Origin of the sequence: Aeribacillus sp. FSL K6-2833 (genome assembly GCF_037965815.1) — a bacterium.
GTDB classification, from domain to species: domain Bacteria; phylum Bacillota; class Bacilli; order Bacillales; family Aeribacillaceae; genus Aeribacillus; species Aeribacillus composti.
This window is the reverse complement of sequence record NZ_CP150189.1, coordinates 1,072,180-1,098,130: the sequence shown is the minus strand read 5'-3', so window position 1 is coordinate 1,098,130 and position 25,951 is coordinate 1,072,180. Positions and strand designations below refer to the sequence as shown.

The window sequence follows — 25,951 nt, the reverse complement described above, 5'->3', positions numbered from 1 at the left end:
GCTTTCTCATTTTTATATGCAAACAAATAAGCTCTAAGGTAAAGTGAAAATAACATCAGATTCAGGAAAGAGAAAGTTGATTTGATTTCCAAACAGTATGATAAAGCCAAAAAAGAGTTGTCCGAAAAGGAACAACTCTTGATTCTATAAATTTATTGATATATTTGAATCTCAGAAAAGTCTCGAGTTCACTATGTAGTGAACTTTAAAACTAAAGAAACTGGACCTCTAGTATATAATCCTTTTTCTTCATACGAAAAAGACTCGTCCAACTCAATGTTTTTAAAACTGTCTAAAATAATATTTGCTACAAGTTCTAATTGCATAAGCGCTAAGGAAGCCCCTACACAAGTATGTGTTCCATACCCAAATGCTAGATTTTGTGAGTGACTAGTGAAAGCTTTATTATCTTCAATGCTTCTATAAATATCAAATTTATCTGGATTTGAAAAGGCTTTAGGATCCCTATTAGCAGCACCAATCATATTTATAATTACTGCATTTTTAGGAATCAAAACTCCTTTGATAGTCACTTCTCTAGAAACTTGTCTAGGAATAAATTGAACTGGAGGTTTAAAACGCAATGTTTCATTAATAGCATTCTTCAAAAGCTTGCGATTATTTTTTACATCCTCGAATTGTTTTGGATTTTGAAGTAGATTGTAAAATAGCAAAGCTAAAGTTTTATCGACAGGTTCAGTTGCAGCCAATAAAATATTCAATGTTAGGGCAAGAATCTCCTGAGAAGTCATTTTTATGCCATTAAATTCTGAACGTTGTAGTATAGATATTAAATCGTTTCCAGAAGAGTCTTTTTTACTTTCTATGATTGGAAGTAAATATTTTTCTAACTGTTCACTGCACCAAAAGCAATACTCAATTTCTTCATCAGAGAGATTGAAAGAAGTAATAAATTTTGCTATGCCTTTGTGCCATTCGGCAATTTGCTCTTGATCCTTTTTATCTAAGCCCAACATATCCATTGTTGATTGAACAGCAAATATCTTGCCAAAATCATTTACTAAGTCTATTTTTCCACGATTAAGATAAGGTTTTAAGACTTCAATAGCATTTTGTTTGAATAAAGAAAGTAATCGTTTGAGATTTTCACCTGTGAGCCCTTTCATTATCATTTTCTTTTTTTCTTTATGCTCTTTTCCAGTCATTTGGGCTAAAACTCTATCACGCATAACTGGTTGAGCTCGTTTCGCTAACGTTTTAGTAGTAAATATTTCTTCATTTTCTAAAACATATTTTACATCTTCATAATTACTAACAAAATAACAGTCAATAGATTCTTCATAAAAAACAGGCTCTTGTGTTCTAAAATAAGGGAAAAACTTGTAAGGATCTTTTGAGTAAGCTTCTGAAAAAATACTTATTTTACTTTGTTGCAGCATATATAAAACTCCTTTCAAATATTAATTAATTTGTTTCAAGATGATATAGCCTTGGTTGTCACTCATCTTAATATAAAATTCTGAATTTTTTATTTTCTCTCCTAATTTCCATGGTCTATGATATGCAAGCACGGACTCTTTATAGCCTAGAATTGAAGCACCTGATAGAAAGAAAGGTAGTTCTGCTAATACGTATTTTACAGCGTGAAATAACATATTATCTGTAATTTCTATATCTTCCATATTTAAAGACTTCGCTCGGCTAGAAAGTGCATCATGAGACATTGCCAAACAAGATTTCCTAAATTTTTCATCTTTTTCAAAGTAATAAATTACGTTTTGATAAACTTCATTATAAATTTTGTTGTTTTTAAAATCTGAAAAAGTATATATATCAATCTCTCTACCATTTTTCCTTAATGCTTCTTCGCTAAAACGGAAATGACGTCTGATTTCCTTTCTGACTTTTCTTTCCGCTTTTGTTGTAGGAGTTCCGAGGGCTTCAAGTAAGTTCTTAGCTTCATCTCCAGCTAATAAAACGGTCACATTTTTGAAATTTTTTGATGACCAATCAATAAGTTGGTGAATATAGTTTTGTGAAAACTTACTGTTAAAGGGACTGATACCTAAAAGTATGTGAGTCTTATTCTTATAAATTTTCTCACAATTTCTAGATAGTGGAACAACATAGAACAAATCTTTTCATTAGCATTGCATAAATATAGTTAGAATTTTCTGTTAATTAATTTTTGTGAACTTGTGCCAAAAAGACAAAACCTAAAGAAAGGTGGCACTGCCCATTTGGTAAATATATACAGTTAAACCAGAGCGACAACGACAAAAGGGAGATTATGGACTGGCTCGCCCATCAAATTTTCGCAACCAAACATAAGCTGGTTTCCACAGAGCTCTCTTTAACCAACGAGTAATTCGAAGTAGGGATTTCTTACTTTTCATCTCCAATTGAATGAGAACATGTAAGCAATACGTGATCAGGGCTAAGAAAATTTGATTTTGAATAGCTGTTTCACTCATTCCATAAAAGTGCTTAATTTCTACGTGTTGCTTGAGCCATTTGAAAAAGAGTTCAATAGCCCAGCGAGATCGGTAAATATCACTTATCTCTTCTGGTTTTAAATCAAATCGGTTGGTGATGAAACGAAGTAAGTTCCCTTTTGTGTCCATAACTTCTAGTAGACGAAAGACATTTTCAGTACGATTTTGTGTGGTACCAATGTAGACCATTTTATCGGATAGAACGTGACAATCATCAGGAAGTGAAAATGTATAGACTTCACGAATGACTGCGTTTTTCTTCAGTCTTGAAACGAAGAAATAGCCATCATCTGTCATCCGATCAAAACGTTCATAGTCCACATAACCGCGGTCAAACACATACATGGCTTCTTGATCATCCACTAGGACTTCGAGTTGATTTCGGTCATGTTCTTTTGCTGTCGTAATCACTGCTTTTTCAGGATAGACGGTGTCTTTATCCATGAAAACAAGCCGTAAGTGTAGCTTTACACCAGCTTTTGTTTTCCGGAATTTTGCCCATTTATAATGGGTCAAGTTCAACGGGAGTGTACTTGAATCAATGATTTTCAGTGGCATATTCTTTCCGTTTTTATAATGGTACCGTTGAATTTTCCAAACAAGATCCAAGAACAAATTTGCAAGAATGAGTGGGTGGATCTGATTGTTTTTTCGGGATAGCTGAGAGGCACTTATCGATTCAAATCCGAGTGCTTTTTGAAGATCTTCGTCTACAAGTGCATCACTCATTTCCTCTAAGCTCTTAAATTCGAGCAGCTGGGCTACCAATAAAAGTTTAATATAGGCTTCTGTTGTCAGCTTTTTTGTGTAATAGTCCTGTTTCAATTCTTTGACTTGTTCGCTAAGTTTTTGAATATTTATGGGTGAAACCCATTTACCAAATGATGAAATTAGTGTATTCTTGTCCATAATGGTTATCCTTTACGATTGGATTTGGGCAGGAACCACCTGTACTTCCATTGTAAAGGTTTTTTTTGTTTCGAAATCAATAAAAAATTGAACATTCTTAGTATTTTGAATCATCAGATTTAATTACTGCAATGCTAGTGAAATCTTTTAATAACTTGTTGCATTAAAAAAACTCCTTTCCCTAACTATGATTAATAAGTTAACATTAAACATTTAACATAATATAACACAACTCAAAAACATTATTGAGTTATGCGAATTATCATTTAAATATTTTTCCTTTATTTCTTGACAACACGTAAAAATTCCCTTACCATTATTGTTAACTGGTTAACTATCGTAAGGAGGATAAAAATGGAAAGCACTAAAAAGAAAGTTCTAAAAGCATTACAAGAATTCATCACAACTAGAGAATCGATCAGAAGAACTGAATCGAGTAATAATAAGAACGTATTGTTCGGTGTTTCATGGACATTGACACAATTTCACATTGTTGCCCTTCTGAAAGAAAATGAATTAATGAATAATACAACCTTAGCTAAAGAACTTAATATATCTAAACCAGCGGTAACTAAAGCAACAAAAAAATTACTGGAGAAAGGTATTATTAAGGAAAAACAAAATGAAGGAAATAAAAAAGAAATTTTCTATGTTTTAACTGAAAAAGGGGAAACAATGGCCGCAATTCATGAGAAGCTGCATAAGGAGGCTGAAGAACAATATTTATCACTTTTAGATAACTTCAATAAGGAACAACTTGAAACAATCATATTATTTTTAAATACGCTTACTAATCATTTGAAAAATGAAAATATGAAGTAGGAGGGAAGAGCTTTGGATAAAGCCCTTCAACAAAAAAGCAAAGTTCTGGTTCTTCTCCTAAGTATTTCAGCTTTTTTTGCGTCATTAAATCAAAATATTTATTCCCCTTTGATTCCTCTTATTCGAGATACTTTTGACACAACGATTTTTTGGGTGGATTTAACAGTTAGTGGTTTTATCTTTATTATTTCTATCATGCAAGTAATATTAGGAACATTTATTGATTCTGCTAATCAAAAAAAGTTAATGATCACTAGTCTTTTGATTACAAGTATCTCAACCTTATTTTGTGCATTTACAACAAATTTTATGGTATTTTTTGTTGCACGAATGTTTCAAGCCATCGGTACAGGAATGATTCCGTTGATTGCAGTGAATGTCATTGCATATTTATTTGAAGGGGCAGAACGGGGCGATGCAATGGGAACATATCAAATCTTATTGACATTAGCCCCCGCACTTGCGCCGATCTTGGGAGGATTCATTGGACAATACTACAATTATTCAGGTGTATTTTTATTTCTATTTGTCATTTCAATGACATTGTTGATTTTTTTAGGATACAAACTTCCAACATTAAATAGTAAACAATTATCCGATAATAAAAATAAAGCTCAAACACTTCTAAAATATCAAATTTTATGGGCAAATAAAAAAGGCATGAGTGTTATCGGAATTGGTTTTTTCGTCTTTCTGGTATATTTTTCAATATTGACATATTTACCTGTTTTATTGCACGATCACTATCAAATATCTTTACAGATTATCGGATTATTATATTTGCCTTTGACAATTAGTATGATTATAGGTAGTACCCTATTTAAAAAGTTACAAAGAAGATTTAATTTAGAAAAGTTATATCGTGCAATTTTATACTTAATGCCATTTTTCATTATATTATTTGGTTTAATGATGAAAAAGAACATTATCATATTAAGTATTATTTTATTCATTTATGGTGTTTTACTAGGATTCTCTCCACCATTATTTTCAACAATCATTAGTAGTCAATATACAAATGAAAAAGGATTGGCATTAGGAATATTTAATTTTGTACGATATTGTGGAATGGCAATAGGAGCAGGAATTGTCGGAATTAGCTTTCTGAGTTCCTCTTCCTTATTTCTTATTCTAGGAATCGTGTTTTTAGTGATTTCGTTCATGATTAATCAGATTTTAAAATAAAAAATGGTTTCTTCATCCTTTATTTACAATAAAAACTGAAGGCGGATTAATCCGCCTTTTTCTTCTGCTGTTTATATCGGACCTTTTCTAATCGGTTCTATGTCAATTGTTGGGGTGCACTTGATGTGAAGTGCACCTCTTTTATATGTATGAAAGTTAAATAAGTGAGCATAATACCTTATTTCTAAGTCGTTGAAAGTTGCGAATACCATAAGACATTCGTTTAATGACTTTCATTTTATTGTTAATCCCTTCTAAATAACCGTTAGTGTAGGGATACATAAACGAATTGATGATTTCTTTCTCCCAGCTTTTAAAGGTTCGTTTCATGTACTGATATTCGTCCAGTCCTGATTCGTCAATCGCTTGATACAGTTGTTCTAAGTTCAACCTTACATTGCGTTCATTGCTTTGTGTCATCCATTTTTTAAAGACTTCTTTCACTTGGTAAGCTTTCTTTAAATCGGGGGACAACTCTAAATAATATTGCAGGAGCTCCTGTTCTCTTGTGGTTAACTTCTCTTTCGGTTTATGTAAGAGAAAACGTAACTTTTTCATCGATTTTCGATCTTTGTCTTGGAACGACTTTTGTACTCTCTTTCGTACTCGTTCAAGTGCCCAGAAGTTATGACGAGCATAATGGAATTTGTCCACGATGATAATTGGATTTTGAAAGAGTTGTTGAGCCAATATTTTATACGGCTGCCACATATCCATGACCACCATTTGAACACGATGAGTCGGTAAAGAACGAAAATAATCTTTTAGCGTGGACAACTTACGGTCTTGAATCACATCAAATACCTTGAAGCCTCGAGGGTCTCCGATGACACATTGATATTTTCCTTTTTCGGTTGTCCCCTTAAACTCATCAATGGCTAAAATTTGTGGTAATGAGTGGTTCTCATAAGTATAATAACGGTCAAACCATCGAATCACCGTTGAGTGTCCCAATCCAAGCTCTTTCGCCACTTCCTTAAAATTGGCCGTTCTCACTTTGATAAGAAGGGCTTGAAGGACACGTATCGTATGACGTTGATAGCGCTCTAAGAAGGGATATCGTTCATAGAAACGCTTTCCACAGGATGTACATTTATAGCGACGCTTTTTTAGAATGAGATACGTATACATTTCGCGAAATTTGACATCTCGAATCTTCTGCAGGCGATAATCATGAATAGATCTTGTCCTTTCCCCGCACTGAGGACAACTTTGATGACAAGGTTTGGTTTCGATAAAAATTTCTAGGTGCGTATCCGTTTCTACAATATTTGACACAATGACATTTTCTAATCCAATCAGTTTTGTGATACAATAGTCTTGCATTTACGAAGTCTCCTTTTAAATGAGGTTTGGTCACTTTCATTATAAAAGAGAGCACTTCGTAAATGCTTTTTTATTGTATGAAATTCTTTACCCCAACATTTAGTATAGAACCTTAAATTACTAATTGTTCTAAAGCATGTTCATTGTATTTATTAAGATCTACAATATCAAACCCGATAAAATGTTCAAACTCTTTATCAGAAAAGCAAAAATTAAAAGCTCATAAATATTGACATATCAATATTTATGAGCATTATGTAATAAATTCATCCTATTCAAAATTAACATAAATGGCGTCCCAGGAGAGATTCGAACTCCCGACCGACGGCTTAGAAGGCCGCTGCTCTATCCAGCTGAGCTACTGGGACATTGGATAATTTTTTATTATTTTTTCGAAAGACAATGTTTATTATAATTTCATGCTAAAAGTATGTCAACTACTTTTTTAAAAAAATTTTTTGAGGGAGAAAAATTCTCCCTCAAGGAAGAGTGGTTAAGCAAATTGGAATTTAGTGGACAAGTTTGAAATTTTCTCTCCATGAAGATTGTAAAAATCTACAATTGCTTGGCCATTCATCAATTCTAGTATAGCATAAGTTTTTTCATTTCTCATCCTCGGAAGGAAAATACTTCCTGGATTAATAAACAATTTCCCGTCTACAAGCTCGGCTCCGGCTATATGCGAATGGCCGAAACAAACAATGTTCGCTTGCGCTTCCTCTGCACGATATTTTAATTTCATTAAAGTCGTTTTGACAGAATATAAATGGCCATGGGTGATAAAAAAGCGATAGGTTCCGATTGTTTCAATGATTTCATTCGGGAAGCTTCCAAGGAAATCGCAATTTCCTTTCACGATCAACATATCTTGAATTTGTTCCGCTCCATCATTCAGCTCTGAATCACCGCAATGGATGATTGCTTCTACTTCGTTTATATGCCTTTTCTTAATTTCCACAAGCTCATCCGTAAGACCGTGACTATCACTTATAATTAAAACTTTCACGATTAGCCTCTCCCCAATCGCCTATTAATTTTTCTAGTTTCTTCAAAGCTTTTGCACGATGGCTGATTTCGTTTTTTTCGAACTGCTCTAGTTGAGCCATCGTTTTTTCTTTGCCGTCCACAAGAAAAATAGGATCATATCCAAAGCCATTGTCACCGCGAGGTTCAGTTGTAATTTGTCCTTCACACACACCTTCCACCGTCATCGTTTCAAGGTCTGGAGCAGCAAACGCCAAAACACATATGAACCTTGCTTTTCGATTTTCAACGCCTTCCATTTTTTTTAAAACCTTTTGAATATTTTTTTGATCATCTTTTTCATTTCCTGCATATCGGGCCGAATAAACCCCCGGTTCGCCATTTAAAGCATCAATCGAAAGCCCGGAATCATCTGCAACAACGGGTTTATTAAGCAATTGGCTGATTGTCTCCGCTTTTAGAACAGCATTTTCATAAAAAGTTTGGCCGGTTTCTTCAACATCTGGCAAATTCGGATAATCCAACAGTGACTTGACCTGTATTCCTTTTTTTTCTAACATCGCGCGAAATTCTTCGATTTTCCCTTTGTTTTTGGTGGCGATCACCAATTCTTTCATGAGCATCCCTCTTCCCGCTGATCCCTGTTATTGATAATTTTTGCAGTCCATTCCCCTAATGCCGCTTTTTGTTTTTCGATTAGTTCCAAAATTCCTTTTTCAGCATATTCCAACAGTAAGTTCAGCTCTTCTTTTGAAAACGTGGATTCTTCCCCAGTTCCCTGCAATTCAACAAAATGGCGGCTTGATGTCATAACAACATTCATATCAACTTTTGCCGCTGAGTCCTCTTCATAATTCAAATCTAAAATGACTCCGTGTTCAGGAACGATCCCTACAGACGTAGCTGCTAAAAAATCTGTTACTGGATATGTATCTAGTACACCGTCATTGAATAATTTACCGAGAGCGAGATTTATTGCAACATAAGAACCTGTTATGGAAGCCGTTCTCGTTCCCCCGTCCGCTTGAATTACATCGCAATCAATCCATAATGTTCTTTCACCCAGTTTCTCCAAATCAACTACTGCACGCAAGCTTCTTCCAATCAGCCGTTGAATTTCCATTGTCCTTCCGGAGATTTTTCCTTTTGATGCCTCCCGGACCGTTCTTTGAGCCGTTGCACGCGGAAGCATGGAATATTCTGCGGTAATCCATCCTTTCCCTTCACCTCTCATAAAAGGAGGGACACGGTCTTCTACACTTGCGCTGCATATCACTTTTGTATCTCCAACCGTTATTAAAACAGACCCTTCTGGATGCTTCAAATAATCCGTTACTATTGTGACTTCTCTTAACTCATCTTGATTTCTGCCATCAAGGCGCATTGTTTTCCCTCCTACCAACTGCAATGTACGAAAACATGAAAGAAGAGGCAGCTATCATGCTCGCCTCTAAAGTCTCATTCTTATAGTATATCAAAAATAGATGTTTAAAAACTACCTGTGTTTACATTTTCAGGTCTTGACACTGGCTCTGACAAACTTTTTCCATCTTCATTCACAAGGTCTTGCTTGCCGTTCACTTTTAGTGCTACTTTTTCTATTCCTTCCTGCTCCGTCAATGTAAGCACAAGGGAGTTTATAACATGATTGGAAACGATCTTTTTCTCCTCATCATAGCTTCCATAAATCGCTTCGTTGAAGTTTAAAGTGACTTGACCGTCTTCATATTTTGGCTTTTCAATCAGCTTCACTTCAGACTGAAACTCGCTTAATAATCCGCTTGAACGGTCTGGACCTTCAACTAATGCGTTAACAGCAGCTACGACTTCGTCTTTTTCTTCATTGCTGATCCTCTTTGTCACGGGAACATAATATACGTTATCCCCTTCCTCCCCAATATAATACACGGTTAGAGGATGAGTATCCGTAATATCAACGGCATCGCTCGTATCAATATTGATGCCGTCTTTTCTAGTCGTTCCTTCGCCGATTGGGGTTCCGTTTACTGGCATTTCTTTCAGTTCATGGCCGTTCACCCAGAGCTTTACTTTATTAATATTTTTAAATTGGGTTAATGTCCATGTAATTGCCTGCAAAATTTTTTCTTCATCTTCCGGCTTGTAGTTAGTAAATTCATTTGAGAAATCTACAATAGCCGTTCCGTCTTTAATATCTACTCCTTTAACAACTGTATCTTCCGGCAATACCGCACGGAACCCGTTCGGGAGAATGTTTGAAACGGGCCCTCCAGCCACTAAATATTCAACGGCTTGTTTGGCTACTTCCTTCGTGTTAGGCAGCTCCAATGTTTGTGGAACGACCATTCCGTTTTTGTCAATTAAATACAGAACTCTTTTCACCGTTTCCTTTGAGGATTCCTCTTTGTCGGACGTTGATTTCGCTGAGTCTAATTGTTGATCAAGCTGATCCCCGTCCTCCAAATAGGTAATATCCTGCGGCGGATCTATTTCTTGTTTTGAACTCTTGCTTCCAAATGAAGAACACCCTGAAAGCAAAACAAAAGTAGCCAAAACTGCTGCTGTCACATTCACCCATCTGTTTTTTGGCATAACAATCCCTCCTAAGGCAGTTTGTACTACTATGTATACGAGCATTGAAAAAAAATAGACCAGCTCCAACCAAAAATTCAATGGACAAAAAAACAGCTTGCTCATTTAGAGCAAACTGTTTTCGTTAAAGTTATACTTTCTACATGATCAATGTGATGACCGAACCATTTTGAAGCAATCTTTTGAAACATTTGTTTCGACCCAGTAGTTAAAAATTTGTGGTTTTTATTGCCATCCTCTTGGTTTAAACAATGATGAAAGGATAAAATAGCGCTCACTTCCCGGGCTGTTTCATCTCCCGAGGTGATTATTTTTACGTCTTTCCCGATATATTTTTGAATTAAAGGCCGTAATAGAGGATAATGTGTGCATCCTAAAATAAGCGTATCAATTCTCTTTCCTTTAAAAGGAAGTAAAGATTCTGCAACAATATATTCCGCCCGTTCACCTTCAAATTCGCCGCTTTCTACTAACGGCACAAACTCAGGGCAAGCGAGACTCTCCACAATGACGGAACTATTAATCGTTTTGAGCGCACGAACGTACGCGCCGCTCGATATAGTTCCTTTTGTTCCGATTACACCAATATGGCCTGAGCGTGTAGCATTTATGGCAGCTCTTGCCCCTGGTTGAATTACACCAATCACAGGGATATCAAGTTGTTCTTGAATTTCTTTTAATACAACTGCTGTTGCAGTATTACAAGCAATGACAAGCATTTTGATATGAAAGTTTGAAATTAAATAGTTGGTCAGCTCCCATGTAAATTGTCGAATTTCCGTTTTCGGCCTCGGGCCGTACGGACATCGGGCGGTATCACCCAAATAAATTAATTCTTCTTTTGGAAGCTGCCTCATCAACTCTTTAACAACAGTTAATCCACCAACACCTGAATCAATAACTCCAATTGGTCTATTCAAAAAATCGCCTCTATTCTTTCATTTCTTGTTGCAATTTTGCTAATAGCTTTTCCAATTGAACAATTTCTTGATCCGAGAAGTTTTTCAAAACTTCTCTTAAATATTCTTGCCGCTTCGCTAATGCAGCCTCGATAACGCGTTGTCCATTTTCAAGCAATTGAATCCTGACTAATCGACGATCCTTTTCGTCTTTCACCCTTTTAACAAGGTTGTTTTTTTCCATTCGATCAATTAAATCCGTGATCGTGCTGCATGCAAGATACATTTTATTTGAAAGTTCTCCAATTGTCATGTTTCCTGATTCATTCAATAACAGAAGCGCGTCAAATTGCGGAGGAGTAATCGAGTAGTTGCTTAAAATATCACGGCCCTTCTTTTTTAAGATCGCAGCTATGCAGCGGAGGGATTTTTCTATTTCTTCAACAGTATTGAAAACGTACGTCATAACGGGGAACCCTTTCTTTCAAGATTAACAAATAAGATCAAATCTATTTTCCATTTTTTTATGTAAAATTTCAAGCATAGCCGTATTTTCAAAATGTGGAAAGACGAATTTTTTCAAAAAGTCACAAGCCTTTTTAAGAAGCCAATGATTCATAGAAAAAGAGTAAAACAAACTCTTTCCTTATCAATCTAAAAAAGGCAGCCGACGGCGAAGTTCCACTAAGGCTGCCTCTACTGTTTAAAGCTTTAGTTCTCCCATACGAAGAAGTTCTACGACTGCTTGTGAGCGCCCTTTCACACCTAATTTTTGCATAGCATTTGAAATATGGTTCCGCACCGTCTTTTCACTTATGAAAAGTTCACTGGCTATTTCTCTTGTAGTCTTATCTTGCACTAATAACTCAAATACTTCTCTCTCTCTCTTTGTTAGCAGCGGCTTTGGCTGAAAATCCTTCTCATTCAAGTATTGTAACCCTCCTTGCAGATGAGAGCCAGTCGACAGGATGGATTTAAAAATTGTCACCATATAGTATGATCGCAAAAAGATGACCGTGACAAGATTCATAAAAGAAAGGTGCATTTTAGGCGAAAAGAAGCTTCTTTACGTTAAAGGGACTCGTTTGAAGGAGGAAATGTTCGAGAAAGATTCAACCGTTTCTAAAATTAGGAACACCTTGACATTGCAAGGTGTTCCTTTTTCACAATATACATCAGCTGTCAATATAGTCGCTTCCGAACATTTTACGAAATGCGTGAACAGTTGTTTCTCTATTTAATGCTGCAATCGATGTTGTAAGCGGAATTCCTTTTGGACAGGATTGAACGCAGTTTTGGGAATTTCCGCAGTTCGCAAGTCCGCCGTCGCCCATAATAGCTTCCAAGCGTTCTGATTTATGCATCGCGCCTGTCGGATGAGCGTTAAACAAACGAACTTGTGATAATGGCGCTGGACCGATGAAGTTCGATTTGCTGTTTACGTTTGGACAAGCTTCAAGGCATACGCCGCACGTCATACATTTTGAAAGCTCATATGCCCATTGGCGTTTTTTCTCAGGCATTCTTGGTCCTGGTCCTAAGTCATACGTACCGTCAATTGGTATCCATGCTTTTACTTTTTTCAAAGAGTCAAACATGCGGCTGCGGTCTACTTGAAGATCGCGAATAACCGGGAATGTGCGCATCGGCTCGAGACGAATAGGCTGTTCCAGCTGATCAATAAGCGCTGTACATGATTGGCGGGGCTTCCCGTTAATGACCATTGAACAAGCACCGCATACTTCCTCTAAACAGTTCATATCCCATGTAACAGGCGTTGTTTTTTCGCCTTTGGCATTAACAGGATTACGGCGAATTTCCATTAAGGCCGAAATAACGTTCATATTCGGACGATATGGCACTTCAAATTCTTCTTGATATGGTTCCGTGTCTGGTCGATCCTGTCTAGTGATAATAAACCGCACTTTTTTTTCACTCATTGTTTACTCCCCCTTTTCTCCCAGCTTTTTTAATGTTTCTTCGTATAGTCACGCACACGAGGCTTAATGAGTGATACATCAACATCTTCGTAGTGGAATTTAGGAGCTTCCTTCAAGCCGGCAAACGTTGCCATAGTTGTTTTGAGCCACTCTTCATCATTTCGTTCCGGAAATTCTGGTTTATAGTGAGCACCTCGGCTTTCATTACGGTTATAAGCCCCAAGCGTAATAACCCGAGCCAACACAAGCATGTTTCTCAACTGGCGAGTAAAGCTTGCGCCTTGGTTGCTCCATTTCGCAGTATCGTTAATATTAATTCTTTCCCAACGTTCCATAAGCTCTTGAATTTTTTCATCTGTTTTTAGAAGTTTATCATTGTAGCGTACGACTGTAACATTATCCGTCATCCATTCACCAAGCTCTTTATGAAGAACGTAAGCATTTTCGTTTCCATCCATTTTCAGGATTTCGTCCCATTTGCTTTGTTCTTCTTTTACGCGTGCATCATATAATGTGGATGGTAAATCGTCAGCTGATTTTTCCAATCCATTCATATATTCAACAGCTTTTGGTCCTGCAACCATACCACCGTAAATTGCAGAAAGCAATGAGTTTGCTCCAAGCCGGTTCGCACCATGCTGAGAGTAATCGCATTCACCAGCTGCAAACAAACCAGGGATGTTTGTCATTTGATCGTAATCGATCCATAGACCTCCCATAGAATAATGGACGGCAGGGAAAATTTTCATCGGCACTTTTCTTGGATCTTCACCCATGAATTTTTCATAAATTTCGATAATACCGCCTAGTTTAATATCAAGCTCTTTTGGATCTTTATGAGAAAGATCAAGATATACCATGTTTTCGCCATTAATGCCTAATTTCAAGTCTACACATACATGGAATATTTCTCTCGTTGCAATATCACGAGGAACAAGGTTTCCATATGCCGGATATTTTTCTTCAAGGAAATACCATGGTTTTCCGTCTTTATATGTCCAAATTCTTCCGCCTTCGCCGCGTGCAGACTCGCTCATTAATCGAAGCTTGTCATCTCCAGGGATGGCTGTCGGATGAATTTGTATAAATTCCCCGTTTGCATAATAAGCTCCTTGCTGATAAACGATAGAAGCAGCCGATCCCGTATTAATCACAGAGTTTGTTGATTTACCAAAGATAATTCCAGGTCCTCCTGTCGCCATTATTACGGCATTCGAACGGAAAGCTTGAATCTCCATTGATTTTAAATCTTGAGCAACGATGCCGCGACAGCGTCCTTCATCATCTTGTATGATTCCCAAAAACTCCCAGCCTTCATATTTCGTCACAAGACCTGCTACTTCGTGACGTCGAACTTGCTCGTCCAATGCATATAAAAGCTGTTGTCCAGTTGTTGCTCCGGCAAACGCTGTCCGGTGATGCTGTGTTCCTCCAAAACGACGGAAATCCAACAATCCTTCTGGTGTACGGTTAAACATAACACCCATGCGATCTAAAAGGTTAATAATTCCCGGTGCTGCTTCACACATCGCTTTAACCGGTGGCTGGTTAGCCAAAAAGTCTCCGCCATAAATCGTATCATCAAAATGGATCCACGGAGAGTCTCCTTCTCCTTTCGTATTTACCGCCCCGTTGATCCCTCCTTGAGCACATACTGAATGGGAACGTTTTACAGGTACTAACGAGAATAAGTCAACAGACACCCCGGCTTCCGCAGCCTTTATAGTTGCCATTAAGCCAGCCAAGCCGCCGCCGACAACAATTAATTTTCCTTTACTCATTTTTTTGCCCACTCCCTTGAACGCAATTTAGTTAGATTAGACAAACGCAAAAATGGCACGAAGACCTACGATTGAAAGCAACACAAAAATACCTATTGTCACATAAGTTGAGACTAGCTGAGATTTTGGAGTAACCGTAATTCCCCAGCTGACTGCAAAAGACCATAGACCGTTGGAAAAATGGAAAATCGCTGAAAGAACGCCTACTATGTAAAACACTAAACTAACAGGATTGCTTAAAATGGATTCCATCATATCAAAATTAACTTCAGCCCCAAACATCGCGGCAATACGAGTTTCCCATACATGCCATGCAATAAAAACAAGGGTAATAATACCAGTTACACGTTGAAGCAGGAACATCCAATTGCGGAAATAGCCAAAGCGACCTACATTGTTTTTTGCTGTGAAAGCAATATAAATCCCATAAATGGCGTGGTATAACAGAGGAAGGAAAATAATGAAAATTTCCAGAAAATAGCGGAATGGTAAATTTTCCATAAAATGCGCTGCGTTGTTAAATGCTTCTTCGCCCCTTGTGGCGAAATGGTTGACAGTCAGGTGTTGAATTAAAAATACGCCAATCGGTACAACACCTAAAAGTGAATGTAGTCTGCGGTTTGCAAATTCTCTGTTACCAGACATATGCGTTTACCCCCTAATCTTAATAATTTGAAAGATTTCTTAAAAATCTCCTGCTCCCCCTGCTTGGCATGTAAAAATCCGCCGACAAAATATGACGAAATCTTAAAATAATAGGACAAATTCATTGTACTCCCATAAAGTAGTACCGTCAAGAAAACGTCTACAAAGTATTATTCAGTAAAATCATTTTTTCTGATCGGAAAATAGAATATTTCCCGTATCCGAAATTGATTTTATAAACTCTTTCATCTTATGTGAAAGCTGATATAATATAATTGTTCGCTAGAAAGAGGGGAAACGATTGAAAGAGCTGTCATATCACGATCAATTAAAAGAATTAGAAGAAATAACCTTACATCCTTTTAGCGTTTTGCTGCTTCGCGACTATTTACTTCCTGAACTTCTAGGAAAAGAGCATCATTCCATTTTGTATTGGGCAGGCAAACAGCTAGCTCGAAAAATTCAATTATCTACGTTAGAAGAACTTATATCTTTTTTTTCATCAGCCGGATGGGGCGATCTTCATATTATTCGCCAGAAAAAAAACGAAATGGAATTTGAATTAACAGGCCAATTGATCGAAAAAAGGATGAAGCTTTTCAAAGATTTATCCTTCCAACTAGAAGCAGGATTTATCGCGCAGCAAATCGAATGTATGAACGGTGTCGTCACAGAAGCGTATGAACAGATAAACAAACGCTTAAACAAAGTTATTTTCATTGTAAAATGGGATGAAAAAGATAAAATTTAACAGAATGAAAGGGCAGTAGGAGGATTTAAAAGCTTCCTCCTATTTGTTTTATTACATCGCTATTCGCTGAAATATTGTAAAATGTTTTGTGCTGTTTTTTCAGGCATTCCTGCCTGTTTTAGCTCTTCAAGCGATGCCTTTTTAATATTTTCAACGGAACCGAACGATTTTAACAGTTGTTTTTTACGCTTAGGTCCTATGCCGGGGATTTCATCTAATACAGACTTAAACGTATTCTTTTGGCGGACTTGTCGATGAAACGTAATGGCAAAGCGGTGCACTTCATCTTGAATGCGCTGAAGCAAATAAAATTCTTGGCTGCTTCTTGACAATTGAACAGCAGCTTCCCGGTTGCCGAGAAGCAAATCGCTCGTTTTGTGCTTGTCATCTTTCACAAGCCCGGCAACAGGAACGTCAAGTCCCAGTTCGTTTTCTAATACATCCATAGCTGCTTGTACCTGTCCTTTTCCTCCATCAACAATAATAAGGTCCGGCAACGGCAGCTCCTCCTTCAGCACTCTAGTATATCGCCTGCGAATTACTTCCCTCATCGATTCATAATCATCAGGCCCGCTGACTGTTTTTATTTTAAACTTTCGATACTCTTTTCTCGCAGGTTTTCCATCTATGAAAACAACCATAGCCGAAACAGCGTCCGCGCCTTGAATATTGGAATTGTCAAAAGCTTCAATCCGATGTGGTGTAGGAATATTCAACTGCTTTCCTAAATTTTCAATTGCTTTGATCGTCCTTTCTTCATCTCGTTCAATGAGTGAAAACTTCTCTTTTAACGAAATTTTTGCATTTTGATAAGCTAGCTGTACGAGATCTTTCTTTTTTCCTTTCTTTGGTTTGCTGACCTGTACTTGTACTAAAGCTCGAACCATTTCCTCATTGACATCTTCCGGAATGACTATTTCTTTCGGAAGAAAATGGTCGTTCTTTGCGTAAAATTGACCAATAAATGTTAAAAATTCCTCCTCTGGCTCTTGGTACAGAGGGAAAATGGACACATCCCGTTCTATCAGTTTTCCTTGTCTGATAAAAAATACTTGGACGCACATCCATCCTTTATCGTAATAATAAGCAAATACATCGCGATCAATAAAATCATTGAGAACCATTTTTTGCTTTTCCATTGTTGCTTCGATATGCGCGATTTGGTCCCGATATTCTTTTGCCCTTTCAAATTCAAGATTTTCTGCACATTTCAGCATTTTTTCTGTTAATTCTTTTTTGATCTCCTTATATCCACCATTTAAAAAACGGATGATGCTTTCCACCATTTGTTTGTTCGTTTCTTCGGAAACTTCGTGAACACAAGGCGCAAGACACTGGCCCATATGATAATAGATGCAAACCCGGTCTGGAAGCGAATTGCATTTTCTCAAAGGATACATGCGGTCAAGCAGCTTTTTTGTCTCTCTCGCAGCTTGGACGTTTGCATACGGTCCAAAGTATTTCCCCTTATCTTTTTTTACTTTTCGTGTGACGATCAGCCGCGGATGGCGCTCGGAAGTAATTTTAATATACGGATAGCTTTTATCATCTTTTAGATTGACATTGTATTTCGGTTCATGTTTTTTAATTAAATTCATTTCTAATAGAAGCGCCTCAATATTCGAGGATGTTACGATATATTCAAAATCGGCAATTTCTTGAACGAGTCTTAACGTTTTTCCGTCATGTGATCCAGTAAAGTAGGAACGAACCCGGTTTTTCAATACTTTTGCCTTTCCAACATAAATGACGGTTCCGTTTTTGTCCTTCATTAAATAACAGCCAGGCTTATTCGGAAGAAGCGAAAGTTTTTCTTTTAAATGCTCATACATCGGTAAAACACTCCAACTTATTCTAATCTGTGCTGGATTTATTCAGCCGTTTTCATTTAAAAGCAAGAAGGCGCTCCAAAAGGTAACTTTCGTGAGCGCCTCTTTTTATATTTTATATTACAAATGTTTGTTAAGCAATTGCGCTAAAGCTTCTTTCGGCTGGTAACCGATCGCTTTATCCACTGCTTCACCATTTTTAAAGACGATTAACGTCGGAATGCTCATGACTCCGTATTGACCGGCAGTTTCTTGATTTTCATCCACGTTAAGCTTAACAATTTTTACTTTGTCACCAAGTTCTTGATCCAATTCTTCAAGGACTGGGGCAATCATTTTACATGGACCGCACCAAGGCGCCCAGAAATCTGCCAATACTACACCCTCGCTTGTTTCTTGGGAAAAATTCTGGTCAGTAACGTTTACAATTGCCATCTTAATTCCTCCTAATTCACTTTTTCTATGTGAAGTATACCATGTTCTTTCGCTTGAAGCGAATGTTTTGATCTGCAACTATTTTTTCATATTTTTTGTATTTTATGTACGTCGTGACCCGTCTCCACTTATACTAGGAGGAATGGATTTGTTCAAAAAAATACGAGTCCATTCAGGACACGTTAAGAGGAATGGATTTTTAATTTTTTAAATTCTTCCGTAAGCATTGGCACAACTTCAAATAAATCTCCGACAATACCGTAGTCTGCGACGTTGAAAATGTTCGCTTCCGGATCTTTATTGATTGCAACAATTACTTTAGAATTCGACATTCCCGCTAAATGCTGAATGGCTCCAGAAATTCCGCAGGCAATATATAAATCCGGTGTAACGACTTTTCCCGTTTGTCCGATTTGCAGCGAGTAGTCACAATAGTTTGCATCACAGGCACCGCGTGACGCCCCTACTGCTCCTCCGAGCACAGATGCCAATTCTTTTAACGGTTCAAACCCTTCTGCACTTTTTACCCCTCTCCCTCCGGCAACGATCACCTTTGCTTCAGATAAGTCAACGCCTTCCGCTGCATTTTGGACAACCTCACGCACGATCGTGCGCAGATCTTTTATTTCTACCGATATGGAAGCAACTTCTCCGCTCCTTGATTCATTTTTTTCGAGAGGTGGAATATTGTTCGGACGAACGGTCGCAAAAATAATCCCATCCGTTATGATTTTTTTCTCAAAAGCTTTTCCTGAATAGATCGGTCTTGTGAAAACAACGTTACCGCCCACTATTTCTACAGCGGTAGCATCAGAAATAAGACCTGCGTTTAATTTAGCCGCTATTTTTGGAGATAAATCTTTGCCTAATGCCGTATGTCCGAAAATAATAGCGTCAGGCTTTTCACTGTCAATGATCGCCATGACAGCTTGTGAATACCCGTCCGGACTATAATATTTCAATTTTTCATCTTCCACGATGACAACCCTATCCGCTCCATAATAAATCATGTCATTTGCAAGCGTTCTAACGTTCTCTCCAATTAATCCGGCGACCACCTCTCCGCCTTCGGATATTATCTTGCCGGCTGCAAGCGCTTCAAATGATACGTTCCTTAAAAATTGATCCCTTATTTCTCCCAATACGAACACTTTTCGAGCCATTTTTTCATCCCCCTGCTATATTCGTCTCCACTAAATAACTTTTGCTTCTGATCTCAATAAAGAAACAAGTTCCTTCACTTGATCCTGCAGTTCCCCTTGCAATATTTTTCCTGCTTCTTTTTTAGGCGGCAAATAAATTTCTAACGTTTTTGTTTTCGGCATGACATCTTCTTCTTCAAGATCTAAATCATCAAGCTCCAACTCTTCAAGGGGTTTTTTCTTTGCCTTCATAATTCCCGGCAAAGACGGGTATCTCGGTTCGTTTAAACCTTGTTGGGCAGTTACTAAAAGAGGGAGTGTTGTTTCAATGATTTCCGAATCCCCTTCAACATCTCTCACAATTTTCACGTTTTTTCCATCTATTTCAATATTTGTGATCGTTGTGACATACGGAATGTCAAGAAGCTCCGCCAAACGGGGGCCTACTTGGCCAGATCCTCCGTCAATGGCAACGTTTCCAGCTAATATAATGTCCGCTTCTTTATCCTTCAAAAATTCATATAGAATTTTTGCTGTTGTAAATTGATCTCCATCTTCCAAATCTTCCTCAATATTTATTAAGACAGCTTTATCGCATCCCATCGCAAGAGCCGTTCTCAGCTCTTTTTCGCTTTCTTCTGATCCTACTGTAACAACAGTTACTTCTCCGCCATGAGCCTCCTTAAGCTGCAGCGCTTCTTCAATGGCATATTCATCATAAGGGTTTATGATGAATTCTGCATCATCCTCGGAGATTGATCCGTTTTCAATTAAAATTTTTTCTTCTGTGTCAAAAGTTCTTTTCATAAGGACAAAAATATTCACTTTTCCCATCCCCTTTTTAAAAATTGATCATTCTCTTTTTATGAATGATTGCTTTTAAATCCGTTGATTAACAGCTCAGGAATTTTTTCTGCAATTGCGAGGAGATCGTATTTTTGATCTTTCATTACCCACGTTGTCGCCGTTTCGTCCATCGTCCCAAAAATCATTTGTCTTGCCAGCCTTAAATCCAAATCTTGTCGAAACTCTCCCGTTTTTTTTCCGAATTCGATCACTTCGTCTATTACTTTCAAATATTCTTTAAAAATTTCATTTATGCGCCGGCGCAATTCTTTGTTTACTTGCCGCAATTCCAATTGAAGAACCACTGCCAAATTCCGATCATGAACTAGCATTTGAAAATGCTTTTCGATCAGCGCAAACAATTTTTCTGCAGCAGTCTGCTTTGCATCAATGCTTTTTTTCACTTCAGCGATATGATTCATCAATCTTTCTCGAAAAAGGGAGATTAAAATATCCTCCTTGTTTTTAAAATACAAATAAATCGTTCCATCTGCTACGCCCGCCTGTTTGGCAATTTTCGAAACCTGAGCGGAATGATAGCCGTTCTCCGCAATGACGACAATAGCTGCATCAATGATTTGTTTATATTTTGCCTTTTTTTCTTTCAACGTGTATCTTCCCTTCAAAATGAATGAATGGTCATTCATTTATATGATATTTAGATTAAGCCTTTTTGTCAAGCATTGAGGGAAGTTTTTATTCTCGTTCAAAACCGATAGATGTCCGTTTTATATTTTTCTTTCTTCCTCTACTAGTTTTCTTCTTAAAATTTTTCCTACTGCTGTTTTCGGAAGCTCGTCGCGAAATTCGTATTTTTTCGGCACTTTGTACGGGGCAAGATGTTTTCGGGCGAATTGGTCAAGCTCTTGCTCCGTAAGCTGTGCTCCTCCCTTTGGTACAACATAAGCTTTCACGGTCTCGCCTCTGTAAGGATCCGGAACACCTGCAACGACAACCTCTTTAACCTTTTCATTAGCATACAACACTTCTTCTATCTCGCGGGGATAAATGTTGTACCCGCCAGCAATAATCATATCTTTTTTACGATCGACAATATAAAAGAATCCGTCTTCATCCATATAGCCGATATCTCCTGTAAAAAGCCATCCGTCTTTGAAAACCGCTTCCGTTTCCTCTCGGTTGTTCCAGTAGCCTTTCATCACCTGCGGTCCTTTTACAATAAGCTCGCCGAATTCGTTGACATCTGCAAATCCTTCTTTTTCAGCCGAATAAATGGCTGCATGCGTATTGGGCCAAGGGATGCCAATGCTTCCTTTTTTCTTGACATCTGAATAAAATAAGTTTGCATGCGTAACGGGAGAAGCTTCCGAGAGCCCATATCCTTCAACAAGCTTCCCGCCTGTTTCTTTTTCAAAGCGCTCCTGAATTTCTACCGGAAGAGGAGCCGAACCGCTGATACAATATTTAACCGAGGACAAGTCGTATTTTCGCAAATCTTTATGATTTAAAAGAGCGACATAAATCGTTGGCACTCCTGGAAAAAGCGTTGGCTTTTCTTTTTCAATCGCTTTCAAAATTTCGGTTGAATCAAATTTGGGGATTAAAATCATTTTAAAACCTTCCATGATAGATAAATTCATTACAGTCGTCATGCCATATACGTGAAAAAAAGGCAAAACTCCTAGTATGGACTCTTCTCCTTTCCTGCATTTATACATCCAGGCAGCACACATTTTCGTATTGGAAATTAAGTTTTCATGCGTCAACATCACCCCTTTAGGCGTCCCTGTCGTCCCTCCTGTATATTGCAAAAGGGCAATATCTTCTTTCGGATCAATATTTACTGTCAATTCTTTAGCAGGCGATGTTTTTAAGATCTCTGTCCATACATGAACACCATTTGCTGCGTTTACCTTTATTAAAAGATTTTGCTCCTTCTTTTGAATGAGCGGGTATAGAAGATTTTTTGGGAAAGGCAAATACTCTTGGATCTTTGTTATTATGATATGTTTGATATTTGTGAGAGATTTCAATTTCGAGGCTTTTGGATAGAAAAGATCTAATGTAATGAGATGTGTAGCACTGCTGTCATTCAACTGGTACTCCAGCTCTGATTCTGTATAAAGAGGGTTCAATTGAACGACTATTCCGCCTGCCTCCAGAACTGCATAATAAGCAATAACTGCCTGTGGACAGTTTGGAAGCATAATCGCTGCCCGATCCCCTTTTTCAAACCCTGTTTGCTCCAAATAATTAGCCAATTGAAGCATCTGTTCGTATAGCTTGCGGTACGTAATGTTCTTTCCAAGAAATGAAACGGCTGTATGATTCGGAAACTGATTAGCCGTATCTTGAAAATATTTGGAAAGCGGCTTATTCTCCCAAGAGATATTATGCGGAATTTCCGAGGGATAAAAATTGAGCCAAGGTTTTTGACATTCCATTTATCTCCTCTCCTTTGAAAAATAATGATGATTTTATTTCATTATATCAAAATAAAATTCAGAAATATAATTATTTTTAGAATTTTAAACAGGAAAAAGCGGAGACCTTTTCTTTTCTCCGCTTTTTCAAGCAAAAAACACCATATAAATAATACCGATCGCAATAAACAGACCGCACAAACCAAATAAAATTTTAGCCAGCGTTTCCATGTTCCCCTCTCCTAATTTGTAATTCCTGCTCCGATTACAAAGGACAAGCCTATGGATATGACCATTGAGATAAAGCCAACTGCACGGTTATCCTTTTGAATTTCATCATCAATATTAAATTTAGGAGTCAGAAATTCAAAAATAAAATATCCGATTAAGAGCAAGGCAAATCCGTAAAAGCCCCAGCCAATCATTTCAAAGAGACCGTCATGCTGTTCAATTGAGAAGCGGAAAACGTTTGAAATCCCGAAAATTTTGCCGCCTGTTGCCATTGCAACAGCCACATTGCCTTTTTGGATTTCTTCCCAGTTTTTATATTTCGTCACCAATTCAAAAATGACTAAAAATAAAACCCCGCACAATATGACAACACTATAATTAGCAGCAGTTTGAACATATACGTTTTCCCAAAACAGATTCATGTTTACTCTCCTTAAAGAAAAGTTTATTTGAACTCCACAATCGTAACACCTGTTCCGCCTTCATTTGCTTCACCGAAACGGACGTTTTTAACAGCGCGGTGGTTTTGCAAAAATTCCCGCACCCCTTTTCTTAAAGCGCCCGTCCCTTTGCCATGAATAATGTGCGCCCGCGGATATCCTGCGAGAAGACAATCGTCAATATATTTTTCAAGACGGATGAGCGCATCTCCATATCGCTCTCCCCGCAAATCAAGTTCTAATGAAACATGAAAATCCTTCCCTTTTACTGTTGCGAGCGTTTTTTCTCCCTCTTGTTTCGGGCTGCCAATATATTCAAGATCTTCTTCTTTTACTTTCATTTTCAATATTCCAATTTGTACAAGCCATTCACTTTCATTTGCTTTTTCAAGCAGATGTCCTTTTTGATTTAAGTTGATCACTTTTACCTCATCGCCGGGGCGCAGCTGCTTTTTGCTTTTTTGTTTTTCAGATTTTTGTTCAGTATTTATAAATTCAGGCGCTGCATATTCAAGCCGCTTTTTTGCTTCTATTAATTCATGCTCTTTAATAGCTGAACTGTGCTCTTTTTGCATGTTTTTCAATTTTTGAATAATCTGATCTGCTTCTTTTTGCGCTTCTTCCAGCCTTTTTTTCACCATTTCCTCAGCTTCTTGATATAGGCGGTCTTTCTGCTTATTAAATTCAATGATTTGTTCTTGTAGTTCTTTATGAAGTTTTTCTGCTTCTTTCAGCGTTTTTTCAGCTTCCATCCAATCCTCTTCAGCACGTTTTTTGCTTTCCTCAAGGGAGGCAATCATTGCATCCGTTTTGGATCTGTCAGCGCTCATGAACGATTTGGCGCGCTCAATAATTTCTTTGCTCAATCCAAGCCTTTTTGATATTTCAAACGCATTGCTTCGGCCAGGTACACCGATCAACAATTTATACGTCGGCGATAATGTGTCGACATCAAACTCAACGCTTGCATTGATCACGCCCTTACGGTTAAATCCGTATGCTTTCAATTCGGGATAGTGGGTGGTTGCAACAACTTGCGCTCCTCTGTTTAAAGCTTCATCCAAAATTGCAATGGCTAGAGCGGCACCTTCTCCAGGATCTGTACCTGCCCCAAGTTCATCAAATAGTACGAGTGAGCGATCATTAAGTTCTTGTAAAATTTTGACGATGTTCACCATATGAGAAGAAAATGTACTCAAATTTTGTTCAATTGACTGTTCATCCCCAATATCTGCGTAAACTGCCTCAAATACCGGCATTGTAGATCCTTCTTCAGCAGGGATTTGCAGACCTGATTGCGCCATTAGTGCGAGCAGTCCAATTGTCTTCAGCGTCACCGTCTTACCGCCGGTGTTTGGACCGGTAATGACAATCGATTGAAAATCTTCCCCAAGTTCAATTGTATTTGGCACAACGGTTTCAGGGTCAATAAGAGGATGGCGGGCTTTATACAGCTTCATAATGCCACGATCATTTATATTTGGTTTTGTAGCCTTTAATTTTTTAGCATACAATGCCTTGGCAAACATAAAATCGATTTCACCCATTACAGTGATATTATGAATGATTCCCTTGCTTATGTCAGCAACCATTTTCGACAATTCCGTTAAGATCCGTTCAATTTCGCGCCTTTCCTTAATCCGCGCTTCATTTAAAGAGTTGTTCGCTTCTACGATAGCCTGCGGCTCAATAAACAGAGTTGCTCCTGAGGAAGATTGATCATGGACGATTCCTCCGTAAACTCCTCTATATTCTTGTTTGACAGGAATGCAATAGCGGTCATTTCGAATCGTAATAATGGCATCCGAAAGATTTTTTTGTGCAGATGGGGAGCGAATGATCGATTCCAGCTTTTCGCGAATACGAGCCTCCAGTGTACGGATTTGACCTCTTATCGCTTTTAATTTATCGCTCGCATCATCAACAATTTCCCCGTCATCGCGTATGCAACGTTGAATTTCTTTTTCTTCTTTTAAATAAATTCCGATTTCGCTGACCAATTGTTCTAAATGAGGAAGTGAAACCTCCTCTTCTTGAGTCAACTTTTCAATAAATTGCTTCATTTGTCTTGAAGCATATAACACGGCAGAAACAGCCACAAGCTCTTGCGGACCTAAAGTTCCGCCTATTTGCGCACGCTTTACACTCGGCCGTATGTCGCTTAATCCTCCGAAAGGGGCAGAGCCTTTCAATCGGAGCACTGTTAGTGCTTCATCTGTCTGCTCCTGCCTCTTCAGTACTTCGTTGATGTCTCCTGACGGCATAAGCTTTAACGCTTTCTCTTTTCCTAAAGAAGAAGAAGCATGCTCTTTCAGCTGTTCTCTTATTTTATTAAATTCCAAAACATGTAACACTCGTTCCTGCAACTTCTCAAA

General features: G+C 37.8%; 25 protein-coding genes and 1 tRNA gene. 3 read left to right on the top strand and 23 right to left on the bottom strand.

What is annotated here, in order from left to right; all coding sequences use genetic code 11:
- Positions 1-191: 191 nt before the first annotated feature.
- From NSQ94_RS05450 to NSQ94_RS05440, 3 genes are all read right to left on the bottom strand, one after another.
- Entirely contained in the window at positions 192-1,400 is a 1,209-nt protein-coding gene (locus NSQ94_RS05450; protein ID WP_034769956.1) for a cytochrome P450, cyclodipeptide synthase-associated, read from the bottom strand.
- A 21-nt stretch (positions 1,401-1,421) separates the two neighbouring features.
- Positions 1,422-2,096, bottom strand: a complete 675-nt coding sequence (locus NSQ94_RS05445; RefSeq protein ID WP_066252071.1) for a tRNA-dependent cyclodipeptide synthase — start codon at positions 2,094-2,096, stop codon at positions 1,422-1,424.
- A 153-nt stretch (positions 2,097-2,249) separates the two neighbouring features.
- The gene (locus NSQ94_RS05440) at positions 2,250-3,365 is read right to left on the bottom strand and encodes an IS4 family transposase (protein WP_003352762.1); all 1,116 of its coding nucleotides are present in this window, start codon (positions 3,363-3,365) and stop codon (positions 2,250-2,252) included.
- 354 nt (positions 3,366-3,719) lie between these two features.
- Here NSQ94_RS05440 and NSQ94_RS05435 point away from each other — a divergent pair, with 354 nt between their 5' ends.
- Positions 3,720-4,187 (top strand): MarR family transcriptional regulator, encoded by a 468-nt coding sequence (locus NSQ94_RS05435; protein WP_034769954.1) that lies wholly within the window; start codon positions 3,720-3,722, stop codon positions 4,185-4,187.
- A 12-nt stretch (positions 4,188-4,199) separates the two neighbouring features.
- Positions 4,200-5,372 (top strand): MFS transporter, encoded by a 1,173-nt coding sequence (locus NSQ94_RS05430; RefSeq protein WP_328189306.1) that lies wholly within the window; start codon positions 4,200-4,202, stop codon positions 5,370-5,372.
- A gap of 156 nt (positions 5,373-5,528) precedes the next feature.
- Here the strand turns inward: NSQ94_RS05430 and NSQ94_RS05425 are convergent, their stop codons facing one another.
- The 12 genes from NSQ94_RS05425 to NSQ94_RS05370 form a co-directional block, all read right to left on the bottom strand.
- Positions 5,529-6,698, bottom strand: a complete 1,170-nt coding sequence (locus NSQ94_RS05425; protein ID WP_339230019.1) for an ISL3 family transposase — start codon at positions 6,696-6,698, stop codon at positions 5,529-5,531.
- A 291-nt stretch (positions 6,699-6,989) separates the two neighbouring features.
- Positions 6,990-7,066: transfer RNA gene (locus tag NSQ94_RS05420), tRNA-Arg, on the bottom strand.
- Positions 7,067-7,191: 125 nt separating this feature from the next.
- The gene (locus NSQ94_RS05415; RefSeq protein ID WP_144597669.1) at positions 7,192-7,704 is read right to left on the bottom strand and encodes a metallophosphoesterase; all 513 of its coding nucleotides are present in this window, start codon (positions 7,702-7,704) and stop codon (positions 7,192-7,194) included.
- Complete coding sequence (locus NSQ94_RS05410) at positions 7,682-8,299, bottom strand: XTP/dITP diphosphatase (protein WP_066252188.1); 618 nt, start codon at positions 8,297-8,299, stop codon at positions 7,682-7,684. The genes NSQ94_RS05415 and NSQ94_RS05410 overlap by 23 nt, the downstream gene beginning before the upstream one ends.
- Positions 8,296-9,066, bottom strand: a complete 771-nt coding sequence (gene rph, locus NSQ94_RS05405; protein ID WP_063387450.1) for a ribonuclease PH — start codon at positions 9,064-9,066, stop codon at positions 8,296-8,298. The genes NSQ94_RS05410 and rph overlap by 4 nt, the downstream gene beginning before the upstream one ends.
- 104 nt (positions 9,067-9,170) lie before the next feature.
- The gene (locus NSQ94_RS05400) at positions 9,171-10,253 is read right to left on the bottom strand and encodes a GerMN domain-containing protein (protein WP_144597666.1); all 1,083 of its coding nucleotides are present in this window, start codon (positions 10,251-10,253) and stop codon (positions 9,171-9,173) included.
- Between the two features lie 101 nt (positions 10,254-10,354).
- Positions 10,355-11,173 carry a glutamate racemase gene (racE, locus tag NSQ94_RS05395; protein ID WP_066252185.1) on the bottom strand — a complete coding sequence of 273 codons (819 nt, stop codon included), beginning with the start codon at positions 11,171-11,173 and terminating at the stop codon, positions 10,355-10,357.
- 10 nt (positions 11,174-11,183) lie between these two features.
- Positions 11,184-11,618 carry a MarR family transcriptional regulator gene (locus NSQ94_RS05390; RefSeq protein WP_063387447.1) on the bottom strand — a complete coding sequence of 145 codons (435 nt, stop codon included), beginning with the start codon at positions 11,616-11,618 and terminating at the stop codon, positions 11,184-11,186.
- A gap of 237 nt (positions 11,619-11,855) precedes the next feature.
- The gene (locus tag NSQ94_RS05385; protein WP_063387446.1) at positions 11,856-12,080 is read right to left on the bottom strand and encodes a response regulator transcription factor; all 225 of its coding nucleotides are present in this window, start codon (positions 12,078-12,080) and stop codon (positions 11,856-11,858) included.
- A gap of 247 nt (positions 12,081-12,327) precedes the next feature.
- Positions 12,328-13,092, bottom strand: a complete 765-nt coding sequence (gene sdhB, locus NSQ94_RS05380) for a succinate dehydrogenase iron-sulfur subunit (RefSeq protein WP_063387445.1) — start codon at positions 13,090-13,092, stop codon at positions 12,328-12,330.
- 29 nt (positions 13,093-13,121) lie between these two features.
- Positions 13,122-14,873 carry a succinate dehydrogenase flavoprotein subunit gene (gene sdhA, locus NSQ94_RS05375; RefSeq protein ID WP_066247775.1) on the bottom strand — a complete coding sequence of 584 codons (1,752 nt, stop codon included), beginning with the start codon at positions 14,871-14,873 and terminating at the stop codon, positions 13,122-13,124.
- 36 nt (positions 14,874-14,909) lie between these two features.
- Positions 14,910-15,518 (bottom strand): succinate dehydrogenase cytochrome b558 subunit, encoded by a 609-nt coding sequence (locus tag NSQ94_RS05370; protein ID WP_063387443.1) that lies wholly within the window; start codon positions 15,516-15,518, stop codon positions 14,910-14,912.
- 301 nt (positions 15,519-15,819) lie between these two features.
- Between NSQ94_RS05370 and NSQ94_RS05365 the strand changes: the two genes are divergently transcribed.
- Positions 15,820-16,269, top strand: a complete 450-nt coding sequence (locus NSQ94_RS05365; protein WP_232515579.1) for a YslB family protein — start codon at positions 15,820-15,822, stop codon at positions 16,267-16,269.
- A gap of 59 nt (positions 16,270-16,328) precedes the next feature.
- Here NSQ94_RS05365 and uvrC read toward each other — a convergent pair whose 3' ends face one another.
- The 8 genes from uvrC to NSQ94_RS05325 all read right to left on the bottom strand — a co-directional run bounded on the left by uvrC (position 16,329) and on the right by NSQ94_RS05325 (position 25,942).
- Positions 16,329-18,101, bottom strand: coding sequence for an excinuclease ABC subunit UvrC (gene uvrC, locus NSQ94_RS05360; protein WP_094246311.1), 1,773 nt, complete (start codon positions 18,099-18,101; stop codon positions 16,329-16,331).
- Positions 18,102-18,218: 117 nt separating this feature from the next.
- Entirely contained in the window at positions 18,219-18,533 is a 315-nt protein-coding gene (gene trxA, locus NSQ94_RS05355; RefSeq protein ID WP_063387440.1) for a thioredoxin, read from the bottom strand.
- A 182-nt stretch (positions 18,534-18,715) separates the two neighbouring features.
- Positions 18,716-19,696, bottom strand: coding sequence for an electron transfer flavoprotein subunit alpha/FixB family protein (locus NSQ94_RS05350; RefSeq protein WP_063387439.1), 981 nt, complete (start codon positions 19,694-19,696; stop codon positions 18,716-18,718).
- A 30-nt stretch (positions 19,697-19,726) separates the two neighbouring features.
- Complete coding sequence (locus tag NSQ94_RS05345) at positions 19,727-20,500, bottom strand: electron transfer flavoprotein subunit beta/FixA family protein (RefSeq protein WP_063387438.1); 774 nt, start codon at positions 20,498-20,500, stop codon at positions 19,727-19,729.
- A gap of 38 nt (positions 20,501-20,538) precedes the next feature.
- Positions 20,539-21,129, bottom strand: a complete 591-nt coding sequence (locus NSQ94_RS05340) for a TetR/AcrR family transcriptional regulator (protein ID WP_063387437.1) — start codon at positions 21,127-21,129, stop codon at positions 20,539-20,541.
- A gap of 120 nt (positions 21,130-21,249) precedes the next feature.
- Positions 21,250-22,926 (bottom strand): long-chain-fatty-acid--CoA ligase, encoded by a 1,677-nt coding sequence (locus NSQ94_RS05335; RefSeq protein ID WP_094246314.1) that lies wholly within the window; start codon positions 22,924-22,926, stop codon positions 21,250-21,252.
- Positions 22,927-23,147: 221 nt separating this feature from the next.
- Positions 23,148-23,558: a DUF350 domain-containing protein gene (locus NSQ94_RS05330; RefSeq protein WP_063387435.1), complete on the bottom strand. Its 411-nt coding sequence runs from the start codon at positions 23,556-23,558 to the stop codon at positions 23,148-23,150.
- A gap of 23 nt (positions 23,559-23,581) precedes the next feature.
- Complete coding sequence (locus NSQ94_RS05325; protein ID WP_339230313.1) at positions 23,582-25,942, bottom strand: endonuclease MutS2; 2,361 nt, start codon at positions 25,940-25,942, stop codon at positions 23,582-23,584.
- Positions 25,943-25,951 lie beyond the last annotated feature (9 nt).